Source organism: Streptomyces sp. NA04227 (assembly GCF_013364195.1).
GTDB lineage: Bacteria > Actinomycetota > Actinomycetes > Streptomycetales > Streptomycetaceae > Streptomyces.
This window is the reverse complement of sequence record NZ_CP054918.1, coordinates 7155510-7175669: the sequence shown is the minus strand read 5'-3', so window position 1 is coordinate 7175669 and position 20160 is coordinate 7155510. Positions and strand designations below refer to the sequence as shown.

Genomic DNA, 20160 nt, shown 5'->3' with positions numbered 1-20160 from the left:
GGCTCGGTGCCGAGGTACGCGGGTCCGCGAAGCGGGGCAACGTACCAGCCGAAGCAACGAGCACCGAACAGAACGGGACAGAAACATGGGCGACCTTCTCCTCGTGCGGCACGGCGAGACGGAGTGGTCCCGTACGGGGCAGCACACCAGTTGGACCGATCTCGCCCTCACCGAGAACGGACGGGCCCAGGCCCGCGCGGTGGGCCCGCTGATCACCTCGCGCCGCATCGCCGCGGTGCTGTGCAGCCCGCGCCTGCGCGCCCGCGAGACCGCGGAGCTCGCCGGGCTCGGCGAGCCGATCCTCGACGAGGACCTCACCGAATGGGACTACGGCGCCTACGAGGGCATCACGACCGCCGAGATCCACACCACCCGGCCCGGCTGGTTCCTGTTCCGCGACGGCGTGCCCGAGGGACCGCCCGAGCACCCCGGCGAGACCCCGGAGCAGGTCGGCCTCCGCGCGGACCGCGTCCTGGCCAGGGCCGACGCGATGCTCAGCGAGACGGAGGGCGACGTGGTGCTCGTCGCCCACGGCCACCTCCTGCGCGTACTGACGGCCCGCAGGCTCGGTCTGCCGCCCGCCGCGGGCGGCCTGTTCCAGCTCGCTACCGCCACCTTGGGGCGACTCGGCACGGAACGCGGCCGCCCGGTCGTCGCGGAGTGGAACCTCCGGCCGGGGTTGTAGGGGACTCCTCTCCGGCGCACGGCTTCGTCCGGTGGGTCCGGTGGCCGCGAGATGTCAGACCCGTCTCCTAGCCTTGGGATACGTCGAATACATCGCATGCGCCGGATGCCCGAGTTGGGACACCGAGCGAGCCGAGACGGAGCACGGAGGGAGTGGGAGCCATGGCGAGAACGCCGACCGCGGCGCAGTTGCGTGTCGTCGTCGCCGCGGATCCGGGTACCGGCCGCCTCAAGGGGACCGAGAACCAGCTCGCCGCCCTGGTCCGGCTCTGCCTCGCCTTCCGGCATCCGCGTCCGCCGCACGACTGCTATCTGACCCCGGCCGGGCAGCGTCTGCGGGAGGCGGAGACCGCGCCCGCACCGGTCGCGCCGGCCTCCGGGAGCGGCCCCGCACGGGAGCCCGTACCGACGGAGAGGCCCGAGCCCGGACCACCCCCGGCCGCGGAGGTGTTCACGTCGCGCCCGGGCGATCCGGACGCGCCCGCCGACGGGCCCGGGCGGCGGCACGAGGTACGCAGTGCCTGGCAGGGACTGCTCGAACTGCGGCGGATGACCAACCCGGACGGGGCATCGGACCGTCCGTGCGGCTGGGAGCGTACGCATCTCATATCCGCTGCCGCGCTCGCCCTGGAGGCCGCGGGCCACCGCCCCGCCTCGGCGGCGGGCGCGGGCTACCGCGTCACCGACACCGCACAGCCCGAGGCGGTCGCGGTCCACGCGTACTCGGAGACCGAACTGGGCGCCTGCGCCCAGTCGTTGGCGGAGGCGGGCTGGCAGACCGGGCAGTACACCGGAGCGCGGCCCGGCAACCGTTTCGTCCTGGCCTCGCCGCGGCGCACCTGAGCCTCGTTCGTCTCCGTACGGACCCGCCGTTCGTCCGAAGGGCAGGAGTACGGAGGAGGAGTGCGGAGGGGGCATGGCCCGAGTACCGAGCACCACCGCCGAAGTGGCGGGGATCAGGGAATGCCGGGCGGGCGCCGCGAGTTTCACTGTGCTGAGCAGCCGCTCAGCTCGTTACAGCGAAAGGCACGTCGTGGCACAGCCGTTCACCGTCCCCATCACCGTCCGCGGATACGAGACCGACACCCAGGGCCACCTGAACCAGGCCGTCTACCTCCAGTACTCCGAGCACGCCCGCTGGGCTCTGCTCGAAGCGGCCGGGATCCGGCAGAAGGACCTGGTCGCGAACGGTATCGGGCCCGTCGTCCTGGAGACGACCATCCGCTACCGCCGCGAGCTGTACGCCGGTGACGAGGTCGACGTCAGCTGTCTGTTCGTCTGGGGCGGCGGCAAGACCTTCAAGCTGGAGCAGCGCATCACCAAGAAGGACGGCACCCTCTCCGCCGAGTTCGACGTGGTCGGCGGCATCCTCGACCTCTCGGCCCGCAAGCTGGTCGACGACCCGGCCCAGGCACTGCGCGCCGTGGCCAAGGAACCGGCCGTCCTCGGCCTGTAGAACCCCTGCGGCCCACTCACACCGGGGCCGGTGCCCACGCTCCGCGCAACGGGGGCGGGGAGGGAAGTGCGTGAGCGCGGGTCCGCCGCGCCTCGGCTCCACCGCTCAGCCGCCCGCCCCCGCCAACTCCCCCAGCCGCCGCGCCTCCGCACGCGCCGCGCGGGCCACCGCCGCCTCGTCGACATGCCGCAGCCGCCCGTCCTCGACGACCGGCCGCCCACCGACCAGCGCCAGGGTGACGGGCGCCGGAGCGCCCAGGACCAGGGCGGCGACCGGATCGGCGATGGACGAGTGCGCGAGGGTGTCCATCCGCCAGAGCACGAGGTCGGCGAGCTTGCCCGGTTCCAGGGAGCCGAGTTCGCGGTCGCGGCCGAGCACCCTCGCCCCGCCGACGGTGGCGAGGCGCAGTGCCTGACGGGTGTTCAGTGCCGCCTCGCGGTGCGGTCCGAGGCGGTTCACGAGCAGGGCGTTGCGCAGTTCGGTGTGCAGTTCGCCCGACTCGTTCGACGCGGTCCCGTCCACGCCGAGGCCCACCGGGATCCCGGCGCCCAGCATGTCGGTCACCCGCGCGATCCCGGCCGCCAGACGGGCGTTGGACGAGGGGCAGTGGGCGACGCCGGTGCCGGTACGGGCGAAGGCGGCCAGGTCGGCGTCGGTCATATGGACGCAGTGCGCCATCCACACGTCCTCGCCCAGCCACCCGGTGTCGGCGAAGTAGTCCGTGGGCCCCATGCCGAACAGCTCGTGGCAGAACTTCTCCTCCTCGGCCGTCTCGGAACCGTGTGTGTGCAGCCGCACCCCTTTGCGGCGGGCCAACTCCGCGCCCTGCCGCATGAGTTCGGTACTCACCGAGAACGGCGAGCAGGGCGCGACGGCGATCTGGGTCATCGCGCCGGGCGAGGCGTCGTGGTAGCGGTCGATGGCCGCCTCGGTCGCGGCGAGCGCCTCGTCCAGGCTCTCCACCGCGAAGTCCGGCGGCAGCCCACCCTGCGAGACGCCGCGGTCCATCGAGCCGCGCGCGAGCGTGAGGCGCACGCCGGTGTCCTGCGCGGCGCGCACCACGGCGCCCGCGAGGTCGCCCGCGCCGCGCGGGAAGACGTAGTGGTGATCGGCGGCGGTGGTCACCCCACCGCGCGCCATCATCGCCAGTGAGGCGCGCGCCGCCGTGTCCACCATCGGCTCGTCGATCCGGGCCCAGACCGGGTAGAGCGCCCGCAGCCAGTCGAAGAGAGGGTGGTTCGTGGCCAGGCCGCGGGTGAGCCACTGGTAGAAGTGGTGGTGCGTGTTGATAAGGCCCGGCGTGACGAGATGCCCGCGCGCGTCGACGCGCCGCACCGGCCCCGCCACATGGGGCGCCGCCCCCGCCCCCACCGCCTCGATCCGCTCGCCCGCGACGACCACATGCCCGTCGGCGTACTCGGTGTCGTGCGCGTCGACGGTGGCGACGGCACAGTTCTCGATGACCAGACGCTCGACGCTCTGCCCCTGCTGCACGGCGTGGGCCTCCTTGTTGAGTACGGCCCGCTCTCAGGCCTGCGGCTGTCCGGCGGGAACGGTGGGGATACGGGCCTCGCGGCCCTCGCGCAACACGGTTGCCTCGATCAGGCCGTACGGCCGGTCGGCGGCGAGGTAGACCCGGTCGTCGCCGCTCTCGTTGTCGAGGCCGAACGGCGCGAGGTCCACGAGGAAGTGGTGCTTGTTCGGCAGCGACAGGCGTATCTCGTCGACCTCCGGGCGCACGGCTATCACCTGCGAGCCCATCGCGTAGAGCGTCTGCTGCAGCGAGTGCGAGTAGGTGCCCGCGAAGGCCTCGAGCAGACAGCTCCGGACGGCCGGGTACGAGGACTCCCAGTCCGGCACCGGGTCACCGCCCCCGGTCCAGTGGAACCGCCAGCGCGCGAAGACCTCGGTGGCCAGGACGCGGTCGCCGGTCTCGGTGAGGGTGGTGTAGGGGTCCGTCGCGAAACCGCGGAACTCCGAGTCGGTGGTGTTCATCAGGACGAGGTCCTTGAGCCCGGAGACCACCTCCCAGCGCTCCCCCTCGCAGGTGACCCGGGTCAGCCGGGTCTCCTGCCCCTTGCGGGCGAAGGAGTGGGCGAACTCCCGGCCGTCTCCGTCGGCAAGCCGCTCCCACGCGTACTGCTCGATCCTGACCTCCGCCCGCCCGATCGCCTCCTGCGACCGCACGAAGTGCCGCGCCAGCCGCACGGCGAACTCCTCCACACCCGCGATCCCGTACTCCTTGGCGAAGGCGAACACCGTGTTCTTCATGGTGTCGGTCGGCAGCACGCGCGCGTTGGCGCCGCTGAGGTGGACCTCGTCCATGTCCCCGGACAGCGAGACCGAGACGTTCAGATCCTTGAGCCGGTGCCGCCCGCCCTCGCGGGTCACCCGCACCACCCGGCACTCCGCCTTGCCGTACTGGTTCTGTCCAAGGAGCACCGGACGCGGACGCTCTGCCCCGTTCGGTTCGTTCACCTCGTTCGCCTCGTTCACGACGTCTCCTTCGGTCGGTTCGGGCCCGCCTGCGGGTTGTCGGGTACGGGTGGTGGGTCAGCTCCCCCGGTACACCGTGTAGCCGTACGGGCTGAGCAGCAGCGGTACGTGGTGGTGCTCGCCCGGCGAGACGGTGAAGGTGACGGCCACCTCGGGGAAGAAGCCCCGGGCCACCGGGGCGGCCGGGCCGGTGTCGAAGTCGAGGCGGGCCGCGGTGGTCCCCGTAGGAAGCGGCGGCAGGTCGCGGCACCGGCCGTCGGGGTCCGTACGCGAGGACCCGACCGATGCCCAAGTGCCGCTCGCCGCACGGGCGTTGAGGTTTACCCCGATACCCGCGGCCGGGTGTCCGGCCGCGGTGTCGAGGACGTGTGTGGACACGGTGGCAGCCGTGGCCCCCGCCCCCGCGGCGGGCGTGGTCGGCTCGTCGGACTCGGTCGGCTCGTCGGACTCGGTCGGCGCGGGCACTGCGGTCACTCTCCTTGGGCCTCGGACGCGGATCGGCTCTTGGGCTCGGACGCGGACCCGGCACCTGGTTCGAGGGCGGACTGAGGCTTCGGCTGAGCCTCGGCCAGCTCGTACAGCCGGATCCGGTTGATCTTGCCGAGTTCGGTGCGGACGAGCGCGCGTTCGCGTTCCGGCGTGTTGCCGAGGCGGGTGCGCAGGGCGTCGCGCATCGTGCGGCCGTCGAGTCCGGTGGCGCAGATCAGGAACACCTGTCCGAACCGTTCCTGGTAGCGCAGGTTGAGTGCCAGGAGCTCGGCCCTGAGCTGCTCGGAGGCCGATGCCGCCCCGCGCTGCTCCCGGGCGGAGCGGGCGTCGCCCGCCGTGGGGCGACCGATCGGCGGATGCGCGGCGAGCGCCTCGCCGAGGTCGCGCGCCTGGAGCGCGGCCGTGAACTCGTCGGAGGCGGCAAGGAGTTCACCGAGCGAGGCGTAGGGACGGCGCGCGAGCAGTCCGTGTACCCAGGCGCGGGAGGCACAGACGTTGCGCAGCAGTGTCTCGGCCCGCTCCTCGGGCAGGGCGTTGAAACGGTCGAGACCGGGAGTCGAACCTGAACTCACGCTGCCTCCACGGGCCGGTGCCGGGCGCGCTGCTCCTCACTGCCAGCTAAGCCCGCACGGCCGACCCGCGTCAACAGTTTGTTGAAATCGCGGTGCGGCGGGTGCGCTACACCTCGCCGTCCTCCACTGCGGCACGCTCCGGGACGGCGCTCTCCGGAGCGGCGCTCTGCCGGTTCAAGTAGTTGTAAACCGTGAACCGGCTGACCCCCAGTGCCCGCGCCGCCCGCTCGACCCCGTGCCGTACCGTGAACGCCCCGCGCGCTTCGAGGCCGCGGACGATCTCCTGCTTCGTCCGGCGGTCGAGTGCGGCGAGCGGCTCGCCGTACTGACGCTCCAGAGCGGTGAGGATGCGGTCCAGGGACTCGGCGAGCTGCGGGAGCCGTACGGCGAGGGCTTCGTGTCCCTCCCAGTGCAGCATCACGTCCCCGGGAGCGGCCTCGGCCGGTGCGAGGATCTCGCCGCCCACGGCGTCCACCAGCGGCCGGAGCGCGGCCGTGAACGGGTCGTCGTCCGGGGCCGTCCCCTTGTCGGCCGCCCCGCTCATGTCCCCTCCCCCGCAAGGAGGTTGACCTGGAGCGAGACGCGGGTGGCGCCCGCCGCGAGGCCCGCGCGCAGGACCGCGTCCACGGCCGCGAGCACGGCCTCCTGCCCGCCCTCGGCCGAGTTGCCGAAGGGTCCTACTTCCACCGAGTCGAGGCCTGCCGAGGCGAGCACGGCGCGCGTGGCGAGGGCGTGGCCGGGCGTCTCGTCCAGGTCGAAGGGCTCGGTGGTGAACTCCAGGCTCAGTCGCACGGTGTCCCCCGCGGTCCGTTCCCGGGCCGGGACGGTCCCGGCCGCTGCGGGCGACAGTAACGGACGGACGCGCGCCCGGCCCCCGGCCCGCACGCGACGGGCCGGCCAGTGGCCAGTGGTCGGCGGTCGACCCTCAGGCCCCGTACCCCTCCCGCAGCTCCACCTTGCGGACCTTGCCGCTGACCGTCATCGGGAAGTCGTCCATGATCCGCAGCCGGGACGGGATCTTGTAGTGGGCGAGGCGTTCGTGGCAGTACGCGCGCAACTCGTCCAGATCCAGGGGCTGTTCGGCGTCGTGCAGGATGACGCAGGCAAGGACCTCCTCGCCGTACTTCTCGTGCGGTACGCCCACCACCTGTACGTCGGCGATCTTCGGGTGCCCGTGCAGGAACTCCTCGATCTCCCTCGGGTAGATGTTCTCGCCGCCCCGGATGATCATGTCCTTGATGCGGCCGACGATCTGGAGGTAGCCGTCCTCGCGCATCACCGCGAGGTCGCCGGTGTGCATCCAGCGCCCCGCGTCGATCGCCTCGGCCGTCTTCTCCGGCTCGTTCCAGTAGCCGAGCATCACGCTGTAGCCACGGGTGCACAGTTCCCCGGCCTCGCCGTGCGGCAGGGTCACCCCGGAGACCGGGTCGACCACCTTGACCTCCAGGTGCGGCAGAACGCGGCCGACCGTGCCGGTGCGGCGTTCGAGGTCGTCGTCGCGCCGGGTCTGACAGGAGACGGGCGAGGTCTCCGTCATGCCGTAACAGATGGACACCTCGGCCATGTTCATCTCGGCGACGACGCGCTTCATGACCTCCACCGGGCAGGGCGATCCGGCCATGATGCCGGTGCGCAGCGAGGAGAGGTCGTACGCGGCGAAGTCGGGGAGGTTCAGTTCGGCGATGAACATGGTCGGCACCCCGTAGAGCGAGGTGCAGCGCTCCTGGGCGACCGCGGCGAGGGTCGCCGCCGGTTCGAAGGAGGGCGCGGGGATCACGATGCAGGCGCCGTGCGAGGTGGCGGCCAGGTTTCCCATCACCATGCCGAAGCAGTGGTAGAAGGGCACCGGTACGCACACCCGGTCCCGCTCGGTGTAACCGAGCGTCTCGGCCACCCAGTAGCCGTTGTTGAGGATGTTGTGGTGCGAGAGGGTGGCGCCCTTGGGGAAGCCGGTGGTGCCCGAGGTGTACTGGATGTTGATCGGGTCGTCACAGCTCAACTCGGCCGCATGGGCGGCGAGTTCGGCCGGTTCGACGGTGGCACCCGCTTCGGTCAGCGCGGTCCAGCTCGGCTCGCCGAGGAAGACGGTCTCGCGCAACTGCGGGCACGCGCCCCGTACTTGCTCGACGAGGGCCCGGTAGTCGCTCGTCTTGTGCCCGGTCGAGGCGACGAGCAGGCGGATCCCGGCCTGGTTGAGGACGAACTCCAACTCGTGGGCACGGTAGGCGGGGTTGATGTTGACCATGACGGCGCCGATGCGGGCCGTCGCGTACTGGACGAGCACCCACTCCGGACAGTTGACCGCCCAGATGCCGACCCGCTCCCCCTTGGCCACGCCCCGTGCGAGCAGACCGCGCGCCAACTCCGAGACAGCGGCGTCGAGTTCGGCGTAGGTCCAGCGGCGTCCCGAGGGCACGTCGACAAGTGCCTCGCGGTCCGGGTGGGCGGCCGCGGTGCGGGCGAGGTTCGCCCCGATCGTGTCCCCGATCAGGGTGGTGGCATCGGTGCCGTGCGCATAGCTGAGCCCCGCCGCCGACGTCCCCGGCCCGTCCACCAACGCTTCCATGCGCTCTCCTCACAACCCGTGTCCCGCCACCGGTACCGCCCCGCTGGACGGGGCAAGTCTGGCAAGGGGCACGGACCGCGTCGAGCCTCACGCACGCCGTAGATCACTACGGACCGGGCCGACGGCTCACGCTCAGCGGTGTTCGGGGTTGTCGAAGTCGAAGCGGCAGCCCGCGTCCCATTCCGAGCGCTGGTTGCCGTACGCGGGGATGCCGCCCGCGTCCTTCAGGAGCCGGGCCAGATGGAGGAGGTTCCAGGTCATGAAGGTGGTGTTGCGGTTGGTGAAGTCGTTCTCGGGGCCGCCCGAGCCCTCGTCCAGGTAGTTGGGGCCGGGGCCCGCCTCGCCGATCCAGCCCGCGTCGGCCTGCGGCGGGATCGTGTAGCCGATGTGCTGGAGGCTGTAGAGGAGGTTCATCGCGCAGTGCTTGAGGCCGTCCTCGTTGCCGGTGATCAGGCAGCCGCCGACCTTGCCGTAATACGCGTACTGGCCACGGTCGTTGAGCACGCCGGAGATCCCGTAGAGGCGCTCGACGACGCGCTTGGTGACCGAGCTGTTGTCGCCGAGCCAGATCGGTCCGGCCAGGATCAGGATGTCCGCCGCGGCGACCCGCTCGAAGAGGGCGGGCCACTCGTCGCTGGCGGCCCCGTACTCGGTCATGTCGGGGCGTACGCCGACGGCGATGTCGTGGTCGACGGCGCGGAACTCGTCGACCTGGACGGAGTTGCGCTCCATGATGCGGCGGCTGATGTCGACCAGGCCCTGGGTGTTGCTCCGCTCGGGCGACCGTTTGAGGGTGCAGTTGATGAACAGGGCGCGCAGATCGTCGTAGCGCGCGGGCGGGGCGGTCTTCTCCTGGGGAGCGGGCACGGGCGTACTTCCGTTCTCCTGGTCGGGTCCGTCGGCACATCCCCCCTCGGTTTACCCAAACACGGGCCGGGCGGACGGGCGAGTCGGTGCCCCGGCGCGGGTTCAGGGCGCCACGGGAGCGAAGCGGATCTCCCGGTCGCGGGCGCCGCCGAGTCGGTCGAGCGTGCGCAGCCCCTCGGCCTCGATGTCCCGGCGTTCCCGCCGGGTGGCCTCCGCGAAGAGTTCCACGGTCAGGAGCGCGGAACCGCCGGTCTCTTCGAGGTGCCACAGACCGGCGAGGAATCCGTCGAGCAGCAGGCTGCGGTGGGGCTGGTTGCCGGTCCAGGTCCGGCCCCGGTGGGCGGGCGGGACCACACGGGTGCGGTCGGCGTGCGAGAGGAGCAGGTTGTCGTACTCGGGCAGGAAGCGGGGCGGTGCGGGGGTGCCGGGGTCGGGGCGGGGCGCTTCGGGGAGGTCGAAGAGCTCGGTGCCGTTCTCGTCGCGGAAGGTCAGCAGGTCCGGGCGCAGTGCGTCGAAGGCGTCCTTGAGGCGGGTGCGTCCGGCCCAGGTCTGCATGTCCTTGACGGAGGCGGGGCCGAAGGCGGCGAGGTAGCGGCGGACCGTCGCGGGGGCGTCGAGAGCCGTTCCGGCCTCGCGGCCCAGCCAGCTCTCGGCCGTGGTGAGCGCGACCTGACCGCCGCGTCCCCACAGTCCGCGCGGGGTCACCTGGACGAGCGGCAGGGTGCAGCGCGCGGCGACCGCGAGCGCCTGCGGATCGGCCTCGGGCCACTCGGGGGCGAGCGCCGCCCGCAGCTCGGCCATGGTGCGGGGCTCCGCCTCCACCAGTTCGCGGGCCAGGCGGGCGAGGACCGCGAGGTCGACTCCCGCCAACCCCTTGCGGAAATGGGTGATCTCACGGTCGCGGGCGGGCTGGACGAAGGGCATCAGACGCAGACAGTCGTCCGCGGTGTGGGTGTGGATCGTCGAGCGCATGGTGACGATGCGGACGGCCGCGCGCCGGTCCATCAACTCCGAGAGCTCCTCGGGCGCGAAGTCCGCGAGCCGCGCCGCCAGGGCGAAGTACGGCGGCTTCACGTTCTGCGCCTGGAGGCCGACGAGGTGGACCAGGGCGTCCTCGGCGGACATCCGGGCCGGTTCGAGGAGCAGTTGGCGGGCGAGCGTGGCCCGGTTCAGCGCACGGACGGACAGCACCTGCGGCGCCGGACCGGCGCTCTTCGGCTGGGGCCTCGGGGTCATGCGGCGCAGAGTAGCCGTACGGGGCTCGGTGCCGAGCATCCCTGCAGCCCCGTGCCGGTCAGCCGTACTCGCCCCGGTGCCGACGCTCGTGCGGGCTGTGGTGGCGGCCGCCCGCCGGCCCCGGTGTGCGTGCCGCGCGGCGGGCCCGGCGGGCGAGGGGGAGGAAGCGGAGCCGTTCGGGCAGGTGCGGGACGATCAGCCGTACCAGGGCGGCGCGGCGGCGCAGCCTTCGCTCGTCGGCGTCCGTCCAGCGCAGCCCGAGCGCCTCGCGCGCGGCCGGTGGCAGCAGGCCGACGGTGAACAGGACACGCAGCCTCGACAGCGGCGGGAACAGTACCGGCCACAGCAGCCGCACCGCCGCCGGGGCCCCGTCCGGCGGCGGCACCGGTCGGGCCGGGTCCAGCAACTCCTGTGCCACCACGGTGAGTTCGAGCTCCTCCCGGACGACCTCGGCGAAGTAGACCCAGTACGCCTCGGGTGTCGGTGGCATGTCCGCCGTATCGAGGCCGAGCACACGGCCGAGGCGCAGGTGTTCCGCGTAGAGGCGGCGGGTACCTGCCTCGTCCAGCGGCCGGTCGAGGTAGGCACAGGACCTGAGGAAGACCGGGAACGCGGTGGCGTGCACCCAGGCGTAGAGCGCGGGGTCGAGCGCACGGTACGGACGGCCCCGGGCGTCGGTACCGGTGACCGTGCGGTGCAGGGCACGCAGTCGGCGCCCCTCCTCGGCCGCGCGGGAACCCCCGTACACCCACAACTGGACCGAGTGCAGGGACCGGGCCGCCCTGCCCCACGGGTCGGTACGGAACACGGAGTGCTGGTCGACTCCGGCGCCGACGCCCGGGTGGGCGACCTGGAGCACGAAGGCCGCCTGGAGCGAGAGCACGTTGCGGATGTCCCCGGCCAGGTCCCAGAGCAGGCAGTCGGGTCCGAAGGGGGCATCTTCCCCGCCCAGGTCCATGCCCGGGCCCAGGTCCGTGTCGCTCTCCGCGTCCACGAGCGTCACCCGCCTCACGGCCGTCCGCTGGGTCAACTGCGTGCGCTCTGCTTCGCCCATTCCCCCGCTTTTCTCGGCCCCCGCCATCTCGCTGTCTCGCTCTCCGTCGCCCTTCCCCTTCCCTCACCTCAGTGTGATCCCTGGGGTGCCGCTCGTCCTGTTGCGCCCGGTTTTACTATTACCTCAAGTAACGCTTACATTCCGTCCCCTGTAGTGTGAGGTGTGTGGGAGTGGAGAGCGGACAGTCCGGGCGGAGTACGGACGGGCGCAGGGAGCGGTGGCGAGGCCACAAAGCGGCGCGCCGTGAGGAGTTCGTCGACGCCGCGCTGCGCGCCCTCGCCGAGCACGGTCCCGAGCTCCGGGTCGAGCAGGTGGCACGGGAGGCCGGTGTCACCAAGCCGGTCCTGTACCGCCACTTCGCGGACAAGGCCGGACTCCAGGAGGCCGTCCACGCCCGGGGCACCCACCTCCTGGTGACGCGGCTCGCGCCCGCGCTGGACGACAGCGCCTCTCCCGTGGACCGCATCCGGGGCGCGGTCGAGGGCTACCTCTCGTTGATGGAGGAACAGCCCAATCTGTACTGGTTCATCCGGCGCACCCAGCCGCCCGGTCCCGCCGAGCAGGCCAGCGGCGTCGAGGCCGGTAAGACGATCATCGCCGCGACGCTGACCCACGCCTTCGACGAGTACCTCTTCGCCTTCGGTGTCGACGACACCGCGGCCGCGCCCATGGCCCACGCCATCGTCGGCATGGTGCAGAACACCACCGAGTGGTGGGTGATCGACAAGAGCATGCCGCGCGAGGAGATCGCGGAGCAGCTCATCGGATACATCTGGTCGCTGCTCGAAGGTGTCCTGCGGCGGCACGGTGTGGAACTCGACCCGACGGTCCCGCTGAGCGCCCCCGACATCCAGGCCACCCACTCCCCCGCACCCACACCCACACCCACACCCACGGCTACGGTCCCCGAGGCACCCGAAGCACCCGAAGCACCCAGCGAACCGGAGCAGGCAACGGCTGCCGCAGGTCACGGAGCCTGACGGCCCGGGGCCACCGCCCGCCGCACGCACTCCCTCCGTACCGGCACCGCAGCGCCCCGACAACCGTCTTCCGGAGAGGAGACGGTTTTCTGTTATGCGCGTACGCTCCGGCGGTCTCCCTAGGTGTAGGCCACCGAAGTCGACGACGAGAGCGAGTGGAACGAGGCCATGAGCAACGAATTCGAGCCCGTTGCCCTGGTGCGGGCTGCGCAGACCGGGGACGTACGGGCTCAGGACGAGCTGGTGAGCGCGTATCTGCCCCTGCTGTACAACGTCGTGGGCCGTGCGCTGCACGGTCATGCCGACGTCGACGACGTCGTGCAGGAGACGATGCTGCGCGCCCTCGGCGCCCTCGGCTCGCTGCGCGACCCGGCCAGCTTCCGGTCCTGGCTGCTCGCCATCGCCATGAACGAGATGCGCCGGTACTGGCAGACGCATCCCGTCGAGCAGAACACCGGGCCCCTCAACGAGGCGCAGGAGATCGCGGACCCCGGTGCGGACTTCGTCGACCTGACCATCCTGCGCCTCGGTCTGTCCGGGCAGCGCCGGGAGACGGCCGAGGCGACCCGGTGGCTCGACTCCGACGACAACGCACTGCTCTCGCTGTGGTGGCTGGAGGTCTCCGGGCAGCTCAGCCGGGCCGACGTCGCGGCCGCCATGGGGCTGTCCGCCCAGCACACCGCCGTACGCGTACAGCGGATGAAGGCGCAGCTGGAGACGGCGCGCGCGGTGATACGGGCACTGGCCACGAATCCGCCGTGCCCCGGGCTCGCGCAGGTGACCGAGTCCTGGGACGGGCAGCCGTCCGCGCTGTGGCGCAAGCGGCTCGCACGGCATGTACGCGACTGCCCGCTCTGCTCCGAGCAGGGTGCGGGCCTCGTGGTGGCCGAACGCCTTCTGGTGGGCCTCGCCCTGGTCCCGCTCAGCGCCGCGCTGGCCGCGTACCTGCAGATGTTCCACGGCTCGGCCGCGGCCGCCGCGACCGGCATACCCGGCGGCGCGGGCCACGGCGGAGCGATATCCGACCCGCTGTCCGGCGGCCCCCTCCCGGATCCGGGCGTCGGTGGCGGAGCCGGGAGCACCGGTCACCACGCGGCCACCGGCGGCGGCGCGGACCACGGCGCCGGAAGCGCGCTGGGCCGGGCGGGCCGGCACCGCCGCAAGCGCGGCACCCACGCGGTGACGGCGGGCGCCACGGTCGTCCTGCTGCTCGCCGTCGGCGGCGTGATCTACTCGATCAACCGCGACTCCGAGGACGACAGCCACGAGGCGCGAACGGAACCGGTGAAGGCCCCGGTGTCCACCTCGGCCGCACCCAGTCCGACGCCCAGCCGCAGCCCGTCCCCCTCCGCCTCGCCCTCGCGCAGCGAAAAGCCGAAGCCCAAGCCGTCCTCGCCCAAGCCGAAGCCGACTCCGAGCAGGACGACCGCGACTCCGCAGAAGGCCACACCGAAGGCGGACACGGGAGGCGGCTCCGCGATCGCCCAGGTCACCCAGCTGGTCAACAACGAGCGCGCCAAGAACGGCTGCGGCCCGGTCACCGCCAACCCGAAGCTCCAGAGCGCGGCCCAGGGGCACTCGGACGACATGGCCGACCGCGACTTCTTCTCGCACACCGACCCGGACGGCGGCGACCCGGGCGACCGCATCACGGCCGCCGGTTACCGCTGGAGCACGTACGGCGAGAACATCGCCGCAGGGCAGCAGACCCCCGCCCAGGTCATGGAGGGCTGGATGAACAGCTCGGGCCACCGCGCGAACATCCTCAACTGCGACTTCAAGGAGATCGGCGTCGGCCTGCGGCAGGCCCCGAGCGGGCCGCTGTGGACGCAGAACTTCGGGACCGCGCTGTGAGGTTGTCCGGGGCCGCGCGGTAGGAGGCGGCGCCCCGGGCGCCGTATTGCCCTCAGCCCTCCGGCGGCAGCGCCGAGTCCGCCGAGCCGAGCATGTCGCGCAGCCACTGCTCGACCCCGGCGATGTGCACGGTCGCCCAGGCCTGTGCGAGGTCGGGGCGGCGCGCGGCGATGGCGTCGCAGATGGCGCGGTGCTGTTCGACGGTACGGGCGACCGCGCCCTCCTCGGTGAGGCCGCGCCAGACCCGGGCCCGGGTGGTGGGGCCGTTGAGTCCGTCGAGCAGCGAGCAGAGCACCGTATTGCCGGACCCGAACGCCATCTTGCGGTGGAACTCCAGGTCGTTGGCGATGAGTTCGTCGAGGCTCGCCTGCGCCGGAAGGCTGTCCAGGATCTCCCGCAGCTCGCCGATCTGCTCGTCGGACATCACCCGGGCGGCCATGGCGGCGGCCTGCGGCTCCAGTATCCGGCGCACTTCGAGGAACTCCAGGACGGTGTCGTCCTGGTGGAAGTCCACGACGAAGCCGAGCGCGTCGAGCAGCAGCCTCGGCTCCAGGCTCGTCACATACGTACCGTCGCCTTGGCGGACGTCCAGTACGCGAATCAGCGAGAGCGCCTTGACGGCCTCGCGCAGCGAGTTGCGGGACAGACCGAGCCGCTCGGCGAGATCGGCTTCCTTGGGGAGCCGCATACCGGGACGCAGCTCACCGCTGACGATCATTCCCTTGATCTTCTCGATCGCCTCGTCGGTGACCGGCACCCTTGCCTCCTTGGAGCTGAGTCCGCTCAGCATAGTCAGGCGTCCGCCACCCGCCGAACGCGATGCGAGGGGGCGGGGCGGTACGCCTGGGACGGTCGGAGTGATACGACGACGGCGGCCCGGCCGCGGGTGTGCGGCCGGGCCCCGGCGTACTGCTCCCGTGCGCCTATTCCTGCTTCTCGCCCGCGGCGAAGCGGGAGATGATCAGGGCCACGATGATGATGGCGCCGTTGAGGAACTGGTTCCACAGCGGCGGCACTCCCGCCAAGGTCATGACGTTGACCACGAGTTGGAGGGTGAGCACACCGGTCAGCGCGCCGAAGATCGTGCCGCGGCCACCGGCCAGACTCACGCCGCCGATCACGGTGGCCGCGAAGACCTGGAAGATCCAGCCGTCGCCCTGGCTCGCGGAGATCGAACCGTAGTGGCCGGTGTACAGGACGCCCGCGAAGGCAGCCAGCATGCTGCCGGCGATCAGGACGACCCAGGTGAGCCGGTCGACCTTGATGCCCGCCGCCCGTGCCGCCTCGGCGTTGCCGCCGATCGCGTAGAGGGCACGGCCGTGCCGCAGCCAGGCGAGCGCACAGCCGCCGACGGCGAACAGCAGCAGGCAGATCCAGATCGAGGCAGCCATGCCGAACCACTCGGTGCTGCCGAGGTACTGGAACGAGGTGGGCACCTCGGTGATCGACTTGCCCTTGGACAGGGCCACTTGGAGTCCGCGCAGCAGGACGAGAGCCCCGAGCGTGACGATGAAGCCGTTGAGTCGCAGCTTCAGGATCAGGAAGCCGTTGAAGGCCCCGATCAGGGCGCCGACGAGCAGACAGAGCGGTACGGCGGTCCAGGTGGGCAGCAGGCCGAGACCGGCGAACCGGCCGGTGTCCGGCAGGACCAGCCAGACCGCGACCACCGGCGCGAGGCCGATGGTGGACTCCAGTGAGAGGTCCATCCGCCCGACGATGAGGATCATCGCCGTGGCGAGCACCAGCAGGCTCAGCTCGGTCGACTGCTGGGCCACACCGAGCAGGTTGCGGGAGGTGAGAAAGGCCGGCGAGACGATGAAGCCGATGAGGCCGAGCACGAACAGGACCGGGACCAGGGACAGGTCGCGGTACTGCTTGATGCTGAACCGGGGCCTTCCCCCGCCGTCCCCCTTGACGTCCGGGTCGCGCTGGGGCGCGGTGAGGTCAGTCGTGACGGACATCCTGTGCCTTTCCTTCCTGAGTGTGCTCGTCCGGTCCGCCCATGCCCTCCATGGCGGCGACCAGTTGGTCATCGCTCCAGCCCCGGGGGAACTCGGGCCCCACCCGGCCGTGGAACATCGTCACCACGCGGTCGCAGCCGCGCAGGTCGTCCAGTTCGTCGGAGATGATCACCGCGCAGCGCCCCTCCTCGGCCACCTGCCGGATACGGCGCAGCAGGAACTCCTTGGACTTGACGTCCACCCCGTTGGTGGGGCGTACGGCGATCAGTACCCGTGGGTCGGTGGCGAGCGCGCGGGCCACCACGACCTTCTGCTGGTTGCCGCCGGAGAGTGCCGAGACGGGGGTGGCGGCGTCCGGGGTCTTGACGTCCAGCTCGGCGATCATGCGGCCCGCGAAGGCCCGGGTGCGCGAGGGCAGTACCAGGCCGAAGGGGCCGAGCTGGTCGTTGACGGCGAGGGTGGCGTTCTCGGCCACACTGCGGTCGGGCACCAGCCCTTGCAGATGCCGGTCCTCGGGGACGAAGCCGACACCGGCCCGGATGGAGGCGGGCACGTCACCGCCCTTGACCGGGCGCCCCGACACTTCGACGGCGCCCTCGGTCGGCCGGTGCAGTCCGGCGACGGTCTCGCCGAGCTGTACGCAACCGCTCGCCGCCGCGCCCGCGAGGCCGACGACCTCGCCCGCGCGCACCGACAACGAGACGTCCGAGAAGTGTTCGTCCAGGCCCAGTCGGCTCACCCGCAGCACCTCGGGGGCGTCGGCGGGCAGCGGCTGCGCCGGGCGGCCCGGCGCGGGGGCGGTGGCGCTCTCCCCCGTCATCGCCTCGACCAGTGCGTCGTGCCCGAGCCCGGCCACCGGCGCGGTCAGTACGTGCCGTGCGTCGCGGTAGACGGTCACCTGCGTGCACAGCTCGTACACCTCCTGGAGGTGGTGCGAGATGAACAGGAAGGCGACGCCCTGCCGCTGGAGGTCGCGGAGCCGGGTGAAGAGGCGCTCGATGCCGCGGGCGTCGAGGCGTGCGGTGGGCTCGTCGAGGATGATGAACCGCGCGCCGAAGGACAGCGCCCGGGCGATCTCCACGAACTGCCGCTGCTCTACGGTGAGTTCCTTGACCTTGCGGTCGGGGTCGACGTCCACGCTGTACTCGGCGAGGAGTTTCGCCGCCCGCGCCCGCAGCTCGCGCCAGCGGATCGGGCGCAGGGAGTGGGCGCTCTGCCGGTGCAGGAAGAGGTTCTCGGCCACCGTCAGCTCGCCGACGACCATGGACTTCTGGTAGACGCAGGCGACCTTGGACCGCCAGGCGTCGGTGTCGCCGTGCGCGGGCGCGGGCGCGCCGGAGAAGCTCAGGGTGCCGGTGTCCGGTCGCTGCAGACCGGTGAGGATGGAGACCAGGGTCGACTTCCCGGCTCCGTTGCGGCCGACCAGGGCGTGGGACTCGCCCGGCGCGATGGTGATCTTCGCGTCGCTCAGGGCGACGGTGGCGCCGAATCGCTTGGAGATTCCGGCCGCCTCGACCACGGGCGCCGCCGGGGCGGTCGTCGTGTCCGGCATGACGGGGCGTCCTTTCTGTCGGGTGTGCGGGGTGCGCGCCCGTCACGGGTCCGGGGTGCGCTTACGGGGGTTACGGCGCGGGGATGAGCGGCGGGCCCCCTGCCACGGCGGCGGGGGCGCCGTCCCTCACTTCTTGCTGTCGATGGCGTTGCCCCACAGCTCCTTGTCGTCCACGTTCGCCTTGGTGACCAGCGGGGCGGGGAGTTGGTCCTCCAGGCCGTTGGGGATCTTGATGATGTTCGAGCCGTGGTCGGTCGGCCCGGGCTTGAACGTCTTGCCGTCGGCGGCGGCTTGGGCGTAGAAGAGCGCGTACTTGGAGTAGAGGTCCGCGGGCTGGGAGATGGTCGCGTCGATCTCGCCCTTGCGGATGGCGTCGAACTCCTGCGGGATGCCGTCGTTGGAGATGATCGTGATGTGCTTCTTGTCGCCCGGGGGCTCGAGCAGGCCCTTCTGGCGGAGCAGGGAGAGCGTCGGCTGCAGGAAGACGCCGCCCGCCTGCATGTAGATGCCGTTCAGGTCGGGGTGCTGGGAGAGCAGGGTCTGCAGCTTGCTGGAGGCGACCGCGCCGTCCCAGTTCGTGGGCAGCTCGTAGACCTTGATCTTCGGGAACTTCTTCTTCATGCAGGAGGCGAACGCCTCGGAGCGTTCCCGGCCGTTGATGGAGGTCAGGTCGCCCTGGAACTCGGCGACCTTGCCCTTGCCGCCGAGCTGCTTGCCCAGGTATTCGCAGGACTTGGTGCCGTACGCCTTGTTGTCGGCGCGCACCACCATGTAGACGTCGCCCTTGTCGGGGCGGGTGTCCACGCTGACCACGGGGATGTCCTTGCCGGCAAGGCGGTCCAGGGTGCTGGCGATCGCGCCGGTGTCCTGCGGGGCCATGACGACGGCCTTGGCGCCGGTCTGCTCCATCACCTGGACGTTGCTGATCAGCTTGGTGACGTCGTTCTGCGAGTTGCTGATCGGCAGGGTGTTGAGGTCACCCGCCTTGATGTCCGACTTGATGTACTCGGCGTAGGCGTTCCAGAAATCCGAGTCCGCGCGGGGGAGATCGATTCCGATGGACGGCTTGTCGCCGTCGTTCCCGTCCCGGTTACAGGCGGTGGTGGCCGCGGCCAGGAGCATCGCTCCGGTGACCGCGGCGAGGGCGCGAGCGTGGCGAGGCTTCATCGTCCCTGGGTCCTCTCGATGGGTGGCGTGACAGGTAGAAGGCGACTCGGAGGATCCGCGCCCTCGGGAGCGTGACCGCTCAACCGAGTCATCGGATGTCTCACTTGGTCGAGGACGTTACGGTCACCTCGCCCGTTCTGGCAATAGGGACGCTGGGAACGATTCGACAAACACCGCGCACCCACCCTGCCAGGGCACTCCACCCCCCAAGAGAGCCACAGCACAGGCACCTGGAGTCACAGAACGAGCCACCACATCAGGCCACTTGGGATGTACGAGGCACACAACTCGGTGCCTCCTCCTTGCCAGCTCGCGGGAACAGCCATAGAGTCCGGGCATTCCCACGAAACATCGGATGTCTAAGGAGCCGGGATGAAACTGCTTCGAGTGGGTCCGCCCGGCCGGGAGCGCCCGGCCGTACTGGACCCCGGAGGCCGTCTGCGCGACCTGTCCGCGCTCACCGACGACATCGACGGCGCCTTCCTCGCCGGTGACGGCCCCCAGCGCGTACGAGCCGCACTGGCCGGGGACTCGCTGCCGGAGCTGGAACCGGGCCAGCCCCGGATCGGAGCACCCGTCGCCCGGCCCGGCAAGGTCGTCTGCATCGGCCTCAACTACCGGGACCACGCCGAGGAGACCGGGGCGCCGATCCCGACCTCTCCCGTGGTCTTCATGAAGGACCCCGGCACCGTCGTGGGCCCCGAGGACACCGTCCTGATCCCGCGCGGCTCGGTCAAGACCGACTGGGAGGTGGAACTCGCGGTGGTGGTCGGACGCACCGCCCGCTACCTCCCGAGCCCGGCCGCGGCGCGCGAGGTGATCGCCGGTTACGCGATCAGCAACGACGTCTCGGAACGCGAGTACCAGCTGGAGTTCTCCGGCCAGTGGGACCTCGGCAAGTCGTGCGAGACCTTCAACCCGCTCGGGCCCTGGCTGGTGACGCCGGACGAGATCCACGACCCCGGCGCCCTCGGCCTGCGGCTGTGGGTCAACGGCGAACAGCGCCAGGACGGCAACACCCGGAACATGATCTTCGGAATCGACCACGTGCTCTGGTATCTCAGCCAGTACATGGTGCTGCGCCCCGGAGACGTCATCAACACGGGCACCCCCGCCGGGGTCGCGCTCGGACTGCCCGGCACTCCCTACCTGCGCCCCGGCGACCGGGTCGAACTCGCCATCGACGGCCTCGGCCGTCAGCGGCAGACCTTCACCCCGGCCTGAAG

20 protein-coding genes are annotated in these 20160 nt (G+C 71.4%); 6 read left to right on the top strand and 14 right to left on the bottom strand.

Annotated features, from left to right (window positions below):
• The first annotated feature begins 85 nt into the window (after positions 1-85).
• The 3 genes from HUT18_RS30290 (at position 86) to HUT18_RS30280 (ending at position 2140) form a co-directional block, all read left to right on the top strand.
• On the top strand, positions 86-685 hold the full coding sequence (locus HUT18_RS30290) for a histidine phosphatase family protein (RefSeq protein ID WP_176103716.1): 600 nt from the start codon (positions 86-88) through the stop codon (positions 683-685).
• A 161-nt stretch (positions 686-846) separates the two neighbouring features.
• Positions 847-1527: a hypothetical protein gene (locus tag HUT18_RS30285; protein WP_176103715.1), complete on the top strand. Its 681-nt coding sequence runs from the start codon at positions 847-849 to the stop codon at positions 1525-1527.
• Between the two features lie 190 nt (positions 1528-1717).
• The gene (locus HUT18_RS30280) at positions 1718-2140 is read left to right on the top strand and encodes a thioesterase family protein (RefSeq protein ID WP_176104894.1); all 423 of its coding nucleotides are present in this window, start codon (positions 1718-1720) and stop codon (positions 2138-2140) included.
• 105 nt (positions 2141-2245) lie between these two features.
• On the opposite strand, the gene HUT18_RS30275 is transcribed toward HUT18_RS30280, so the two are convergent.
• The 10 genes from HUT18_RS30275 to HUT18_RS30230 form a co-directional block, all read right to left on the bottom strand.
• The gene (locus HUT18_RS30275) at positions 2246-3634 is read right to left on the bottom strand and encodes an 8-oxoguanine deaminase (RefSeq protein ID WP_176103714.1); all 1389 of its coding nucleotides are present in this window, start codon (positions 3632-3634) and stop codon (positions 2246-2248) included.
• A gap of 33 nt (positions 3635-3667) precedes the next feature.
• Positions 3668-4636: a factor-independent urate hydroxylase gene (gene pucL, locus HUT18_RS30270; protein WP_254878878.1), complete on the bottom strand. Its 969-nt coding sequence runs from the start codon at positions 4634-4636 to the stop codon at positions 3668-3670.
• A gap of 57 nt (positions 4637-4693) precedes the next feature.
• Positions 4694-5014: a hydroxyisourate hydrolase gene (gene uraH, locus HUT18_RS30265; RefSeq protein ID WP_254879115.1), complete on the bottom strand. Its 321-nt coding sequence runs from the start codon at positions 5012-5014 to the stop codon at positions 4694-4696.
• 92 nt (positions 5015-5106) lie between these two features.
• Entirely contained in the window at positions 5107-5697 is a 591-nt protein-coding gene (gene uraD, locus HUT18_RS30260; protein ID WP_176103712.1) for a 2-oxo-4-hydroxy-4-carboxy-5-ureidoimidazoline decarboxylase, read from the bottom strand.
• Between the two features lie 106 nt (positions 5698-5803).
• Positions 5804-6241, bottom strand: a complete 438-nt coding sequence (locus tag HUT18_RS30255) for a helix-turn-helix domain-containing protein (protein ID WP_176103711.1) — start codon at positions 6239-6241, stop codon at positions 5804-5806.
• On the bottom strand, positions 6238-6489 hold the full coding sequence (locus tag HUT18_RS30250; protein ID WP_176103710.1) for a hypothetical protein: 252 nt from the start codon (positions 6487-6489) through the stop codon (positions 6238-6240). Before HUT18_RS30250 ends, HUT18_RS30255 begins: the two co-directional genes overlap by 4 nt.
• A gap of 133 nt (positions 6490-6622) precedes the next feature.
• Complete coding sequence (locus HUT18_RS30245; protein ID WP_176103709.1) at positions 6623-8263, bottom strand: AMP-binding protein; 1641 nt, start codon at positions 8261-8263, stop codon at positions 6623-6625.
• A gap of 132 nt (positions 8264-8395) precedes the next feature.
• Complete coding sequence (locus HUT18_RS30240) at positions 8396-9130, bottom strand: flavodoxin family protein (protein ID WP_176103708.1); 735 nt, start codon at positions 9128-9130, stop codon at positions 8396-8398.
• Between the two features lie 102 nt (positions 9131-9232).
• Positions 9233-10366 carry a winged helix DNA-binding domain-containing protein gene (locus HUT18_RS30235; RefSeq protein WP_176103707.1) on the bottom strand — a complete coding sequence of 378 codons (1134 nt, stop codon included), beginning with the start codon at positions 10364-10366 and terminating at the stop codon, positions 9233-9235.
• Between the two features lie 58 nt (positions 10367-10424).
• Complete coding sequence (locus HUT18_RS30230) at positions 10425-11324, bottom strand: oxygenase MpaB family protein (RefSeq protein ID WP_176104892.1); 900 nt, start codon at positions 11322-11324, stop codon at positions 10425-10427.
• Positions 11325-11590: 266 nt separating this feature from the next.
• Between HUT18_RS30230 and HUT18_RS30225 the strand changes: the two genes are divergently transcribed.
• Both HUT18_RS30225 and HUT18_RS30220 read left to right on the top strand, forming a co-directional pair.
• Positions 11591-12400 (top strand): TetR/AcrR family transcriptional regulator, encoded by an 810-nt coding sequence (locus tag HUT18_RS30225; RefSeq protein ID WP_254878877.1) that lies wholly within the window; start codon positions 11591-11593, stop codon positions 12398-12400.
• Positions 12401-12568: 168 nt separating this feature from the next.
• A complete protein-coding gene (locus HUT18_RS30220; protein WP_176103705.1) occupies positions 12569-14254 on the top strand; it encodes a sigma-70 family RNA polymerase sigma factor in 1686 nt (561 codons plus the stop codon).
• A gap of 52 nt (positions 14255-14306) precedes the next feature.
• Here HUT18_RS30220 and HUT18_RS30215 read toward each other — a convergent pair whose 3' ends face one another.
• From HUT18_RS30215 to HUT18_RS30200, 4 genes are all read right to left on the bottom strand, one after another.
• Positions 14307-15011, bottom strand: a complete 705-nt coding sequence (locus tag HUT18_RS30215) for a FadR/GntR family transcriptional regulator (RefSeq protein WP_176103704.1) — start codon at positions 15009-15011, stop codon at positions 14307-14309.
• A gap of 166 nt (positions 15012-15177) precedes the next feature.
• On the bottom strand, positions 15178-16215 hold the full coding sequence (locus HUT18_RS30210; protein WP_176103703.1) for an ABC transporter permease: 1038 nt from the start codon (positions 16213-16215) through the stop codon (positions 15178-15180).
• Positions 16199-17767 (bottom strand): sugar ABC transporter ATP-binding protein, encoded by a 1569-nt coding sequence (locus HUT18_RS30205; protein WP_176103702.1) that lies wholly within the window; start codon positions 17765-17767, stop codon positions 16199-16201. Before HUT18_RS30205 ends, HUT18_RS30210 begins: the two co-directional genes overlap by 17 nt.
• 126 nt (positions 17768-17893) lie before the next feature.
• On the bottom strand, positions 17894-18934 hold the full coding sequence (locus tag HUT18_RS30200; RefSeq protein WP_176103701.1) for a sugar ABC transporter substrate-binding protein: 1041 nt from the start codon (positions 18932-18934) through the stop codon (positions 17894-17896).
• 372 nt (positions 18935-19306) lie between these two features.
• Here HUT18_RS30200 and HUT18_RS30195 point away from each other — a divergent pair, with 372 nt between their 5' ends.
• The gene (locus HUT18_RS30195; protein WP_176103700.1) at positions 19307-20158 is read left to right on the top strand and encodes a fumarylacetoacetate hydrolase family protein; all 852 of its coding nucleotides are present in this window, start codon (positions 19307-19309) and stop codon (positions 20156-20158) included.
• Positions 20159-20160: the final 2 nt, after the last annotated feature.

What these genes read in the sequence shown, in the direction of transcription:
- HUT18_RS30255 (WP_176103711.1), bottom strand. Translation starts at nt 6,241, where the DNA reads ATGAGCGGGGCGGCCGACAAGGGGACGGCCCCGGACGACGACCCGTTC.
- HUT18_RS30205 (WP_176103702.1), bottom strand. Translation starts at nt 17,767, where the DNA reads ATGCCGGACACGACGACCGCCCCGGCGGCGCCCGTGGTCGAGGCGGCC.
- HUT18_RS30235 (WP_176103707.1), bottom strand. Translation starts at nt 10,366, where the DNA reads ATGACCCCGAGGCCCCAGCCGAAGAGCGCCGGTCCGGCGCCGCAGGTG.
- HUT18_RS30210 (WP_176103703.1), bottom strand. Translation starts at nt 16,215, where the DNA reads ATGTCCGTCACGACTGACCTCACCGCGCCCCAGCGCGACCCGGACGTC.
- HUT18_RS30290 (WP_176103716.1), top strand. Translation starts at nt 86, where the DNA reads ATGGGCGACCTTCTCCTCGTGCGGCACGGCGAGACGGAGTGGTCCCGT.
- HUT18_RS30200 (WP_176103701.1), bottom strand. Translation starts at nt 18,934, where the DNA reads ATGAAGCCTCGCCACGCTCGCGCCCTCGCCGCGGTCACCGGAGCGATG.
- HUT18_RS30195 (WP_176103700.1), top strand. Translation starts at nt 19,307, where the DNA reads ATGAAACTGCTTCGAGTGGGTCCGCCCGGCCGGGAGCGCCCGGCCGTA.
- HUT18_RS30245 (WP_176103709.1), bottom strand. Translation starts at nt 8,263, where the DNA reads ATGGAAGCGTTGGTGGACGGGCCGGGGACGTCGGCGGCGGGGCTCAGC.
- HUT18_RS30285 (WP_176103715.1), top strand. Translation starts at nt 847, where the DNA reads ATGGCGAGAACGCCGACCGCGGCGCAGTTGCGTGTCGTCGTCGCCGCG.
- HUT18_RS30230 (WP_176104892.1), bottom strand. Translation starts at nt 11,324, where the DNA reads ATGGACCTGGGCGGGGAAGATGCCCCCTTCGGACCCGACTGCCTGCTC.
- HUT18_RS30220 (WP_176103705.1), top strand. Translation starts at nt 12,569, where the DNA reads ATGAGCAACGAATTCGAGCCCGTTGCCCTGGTGCGGGCTGCGCAGACC.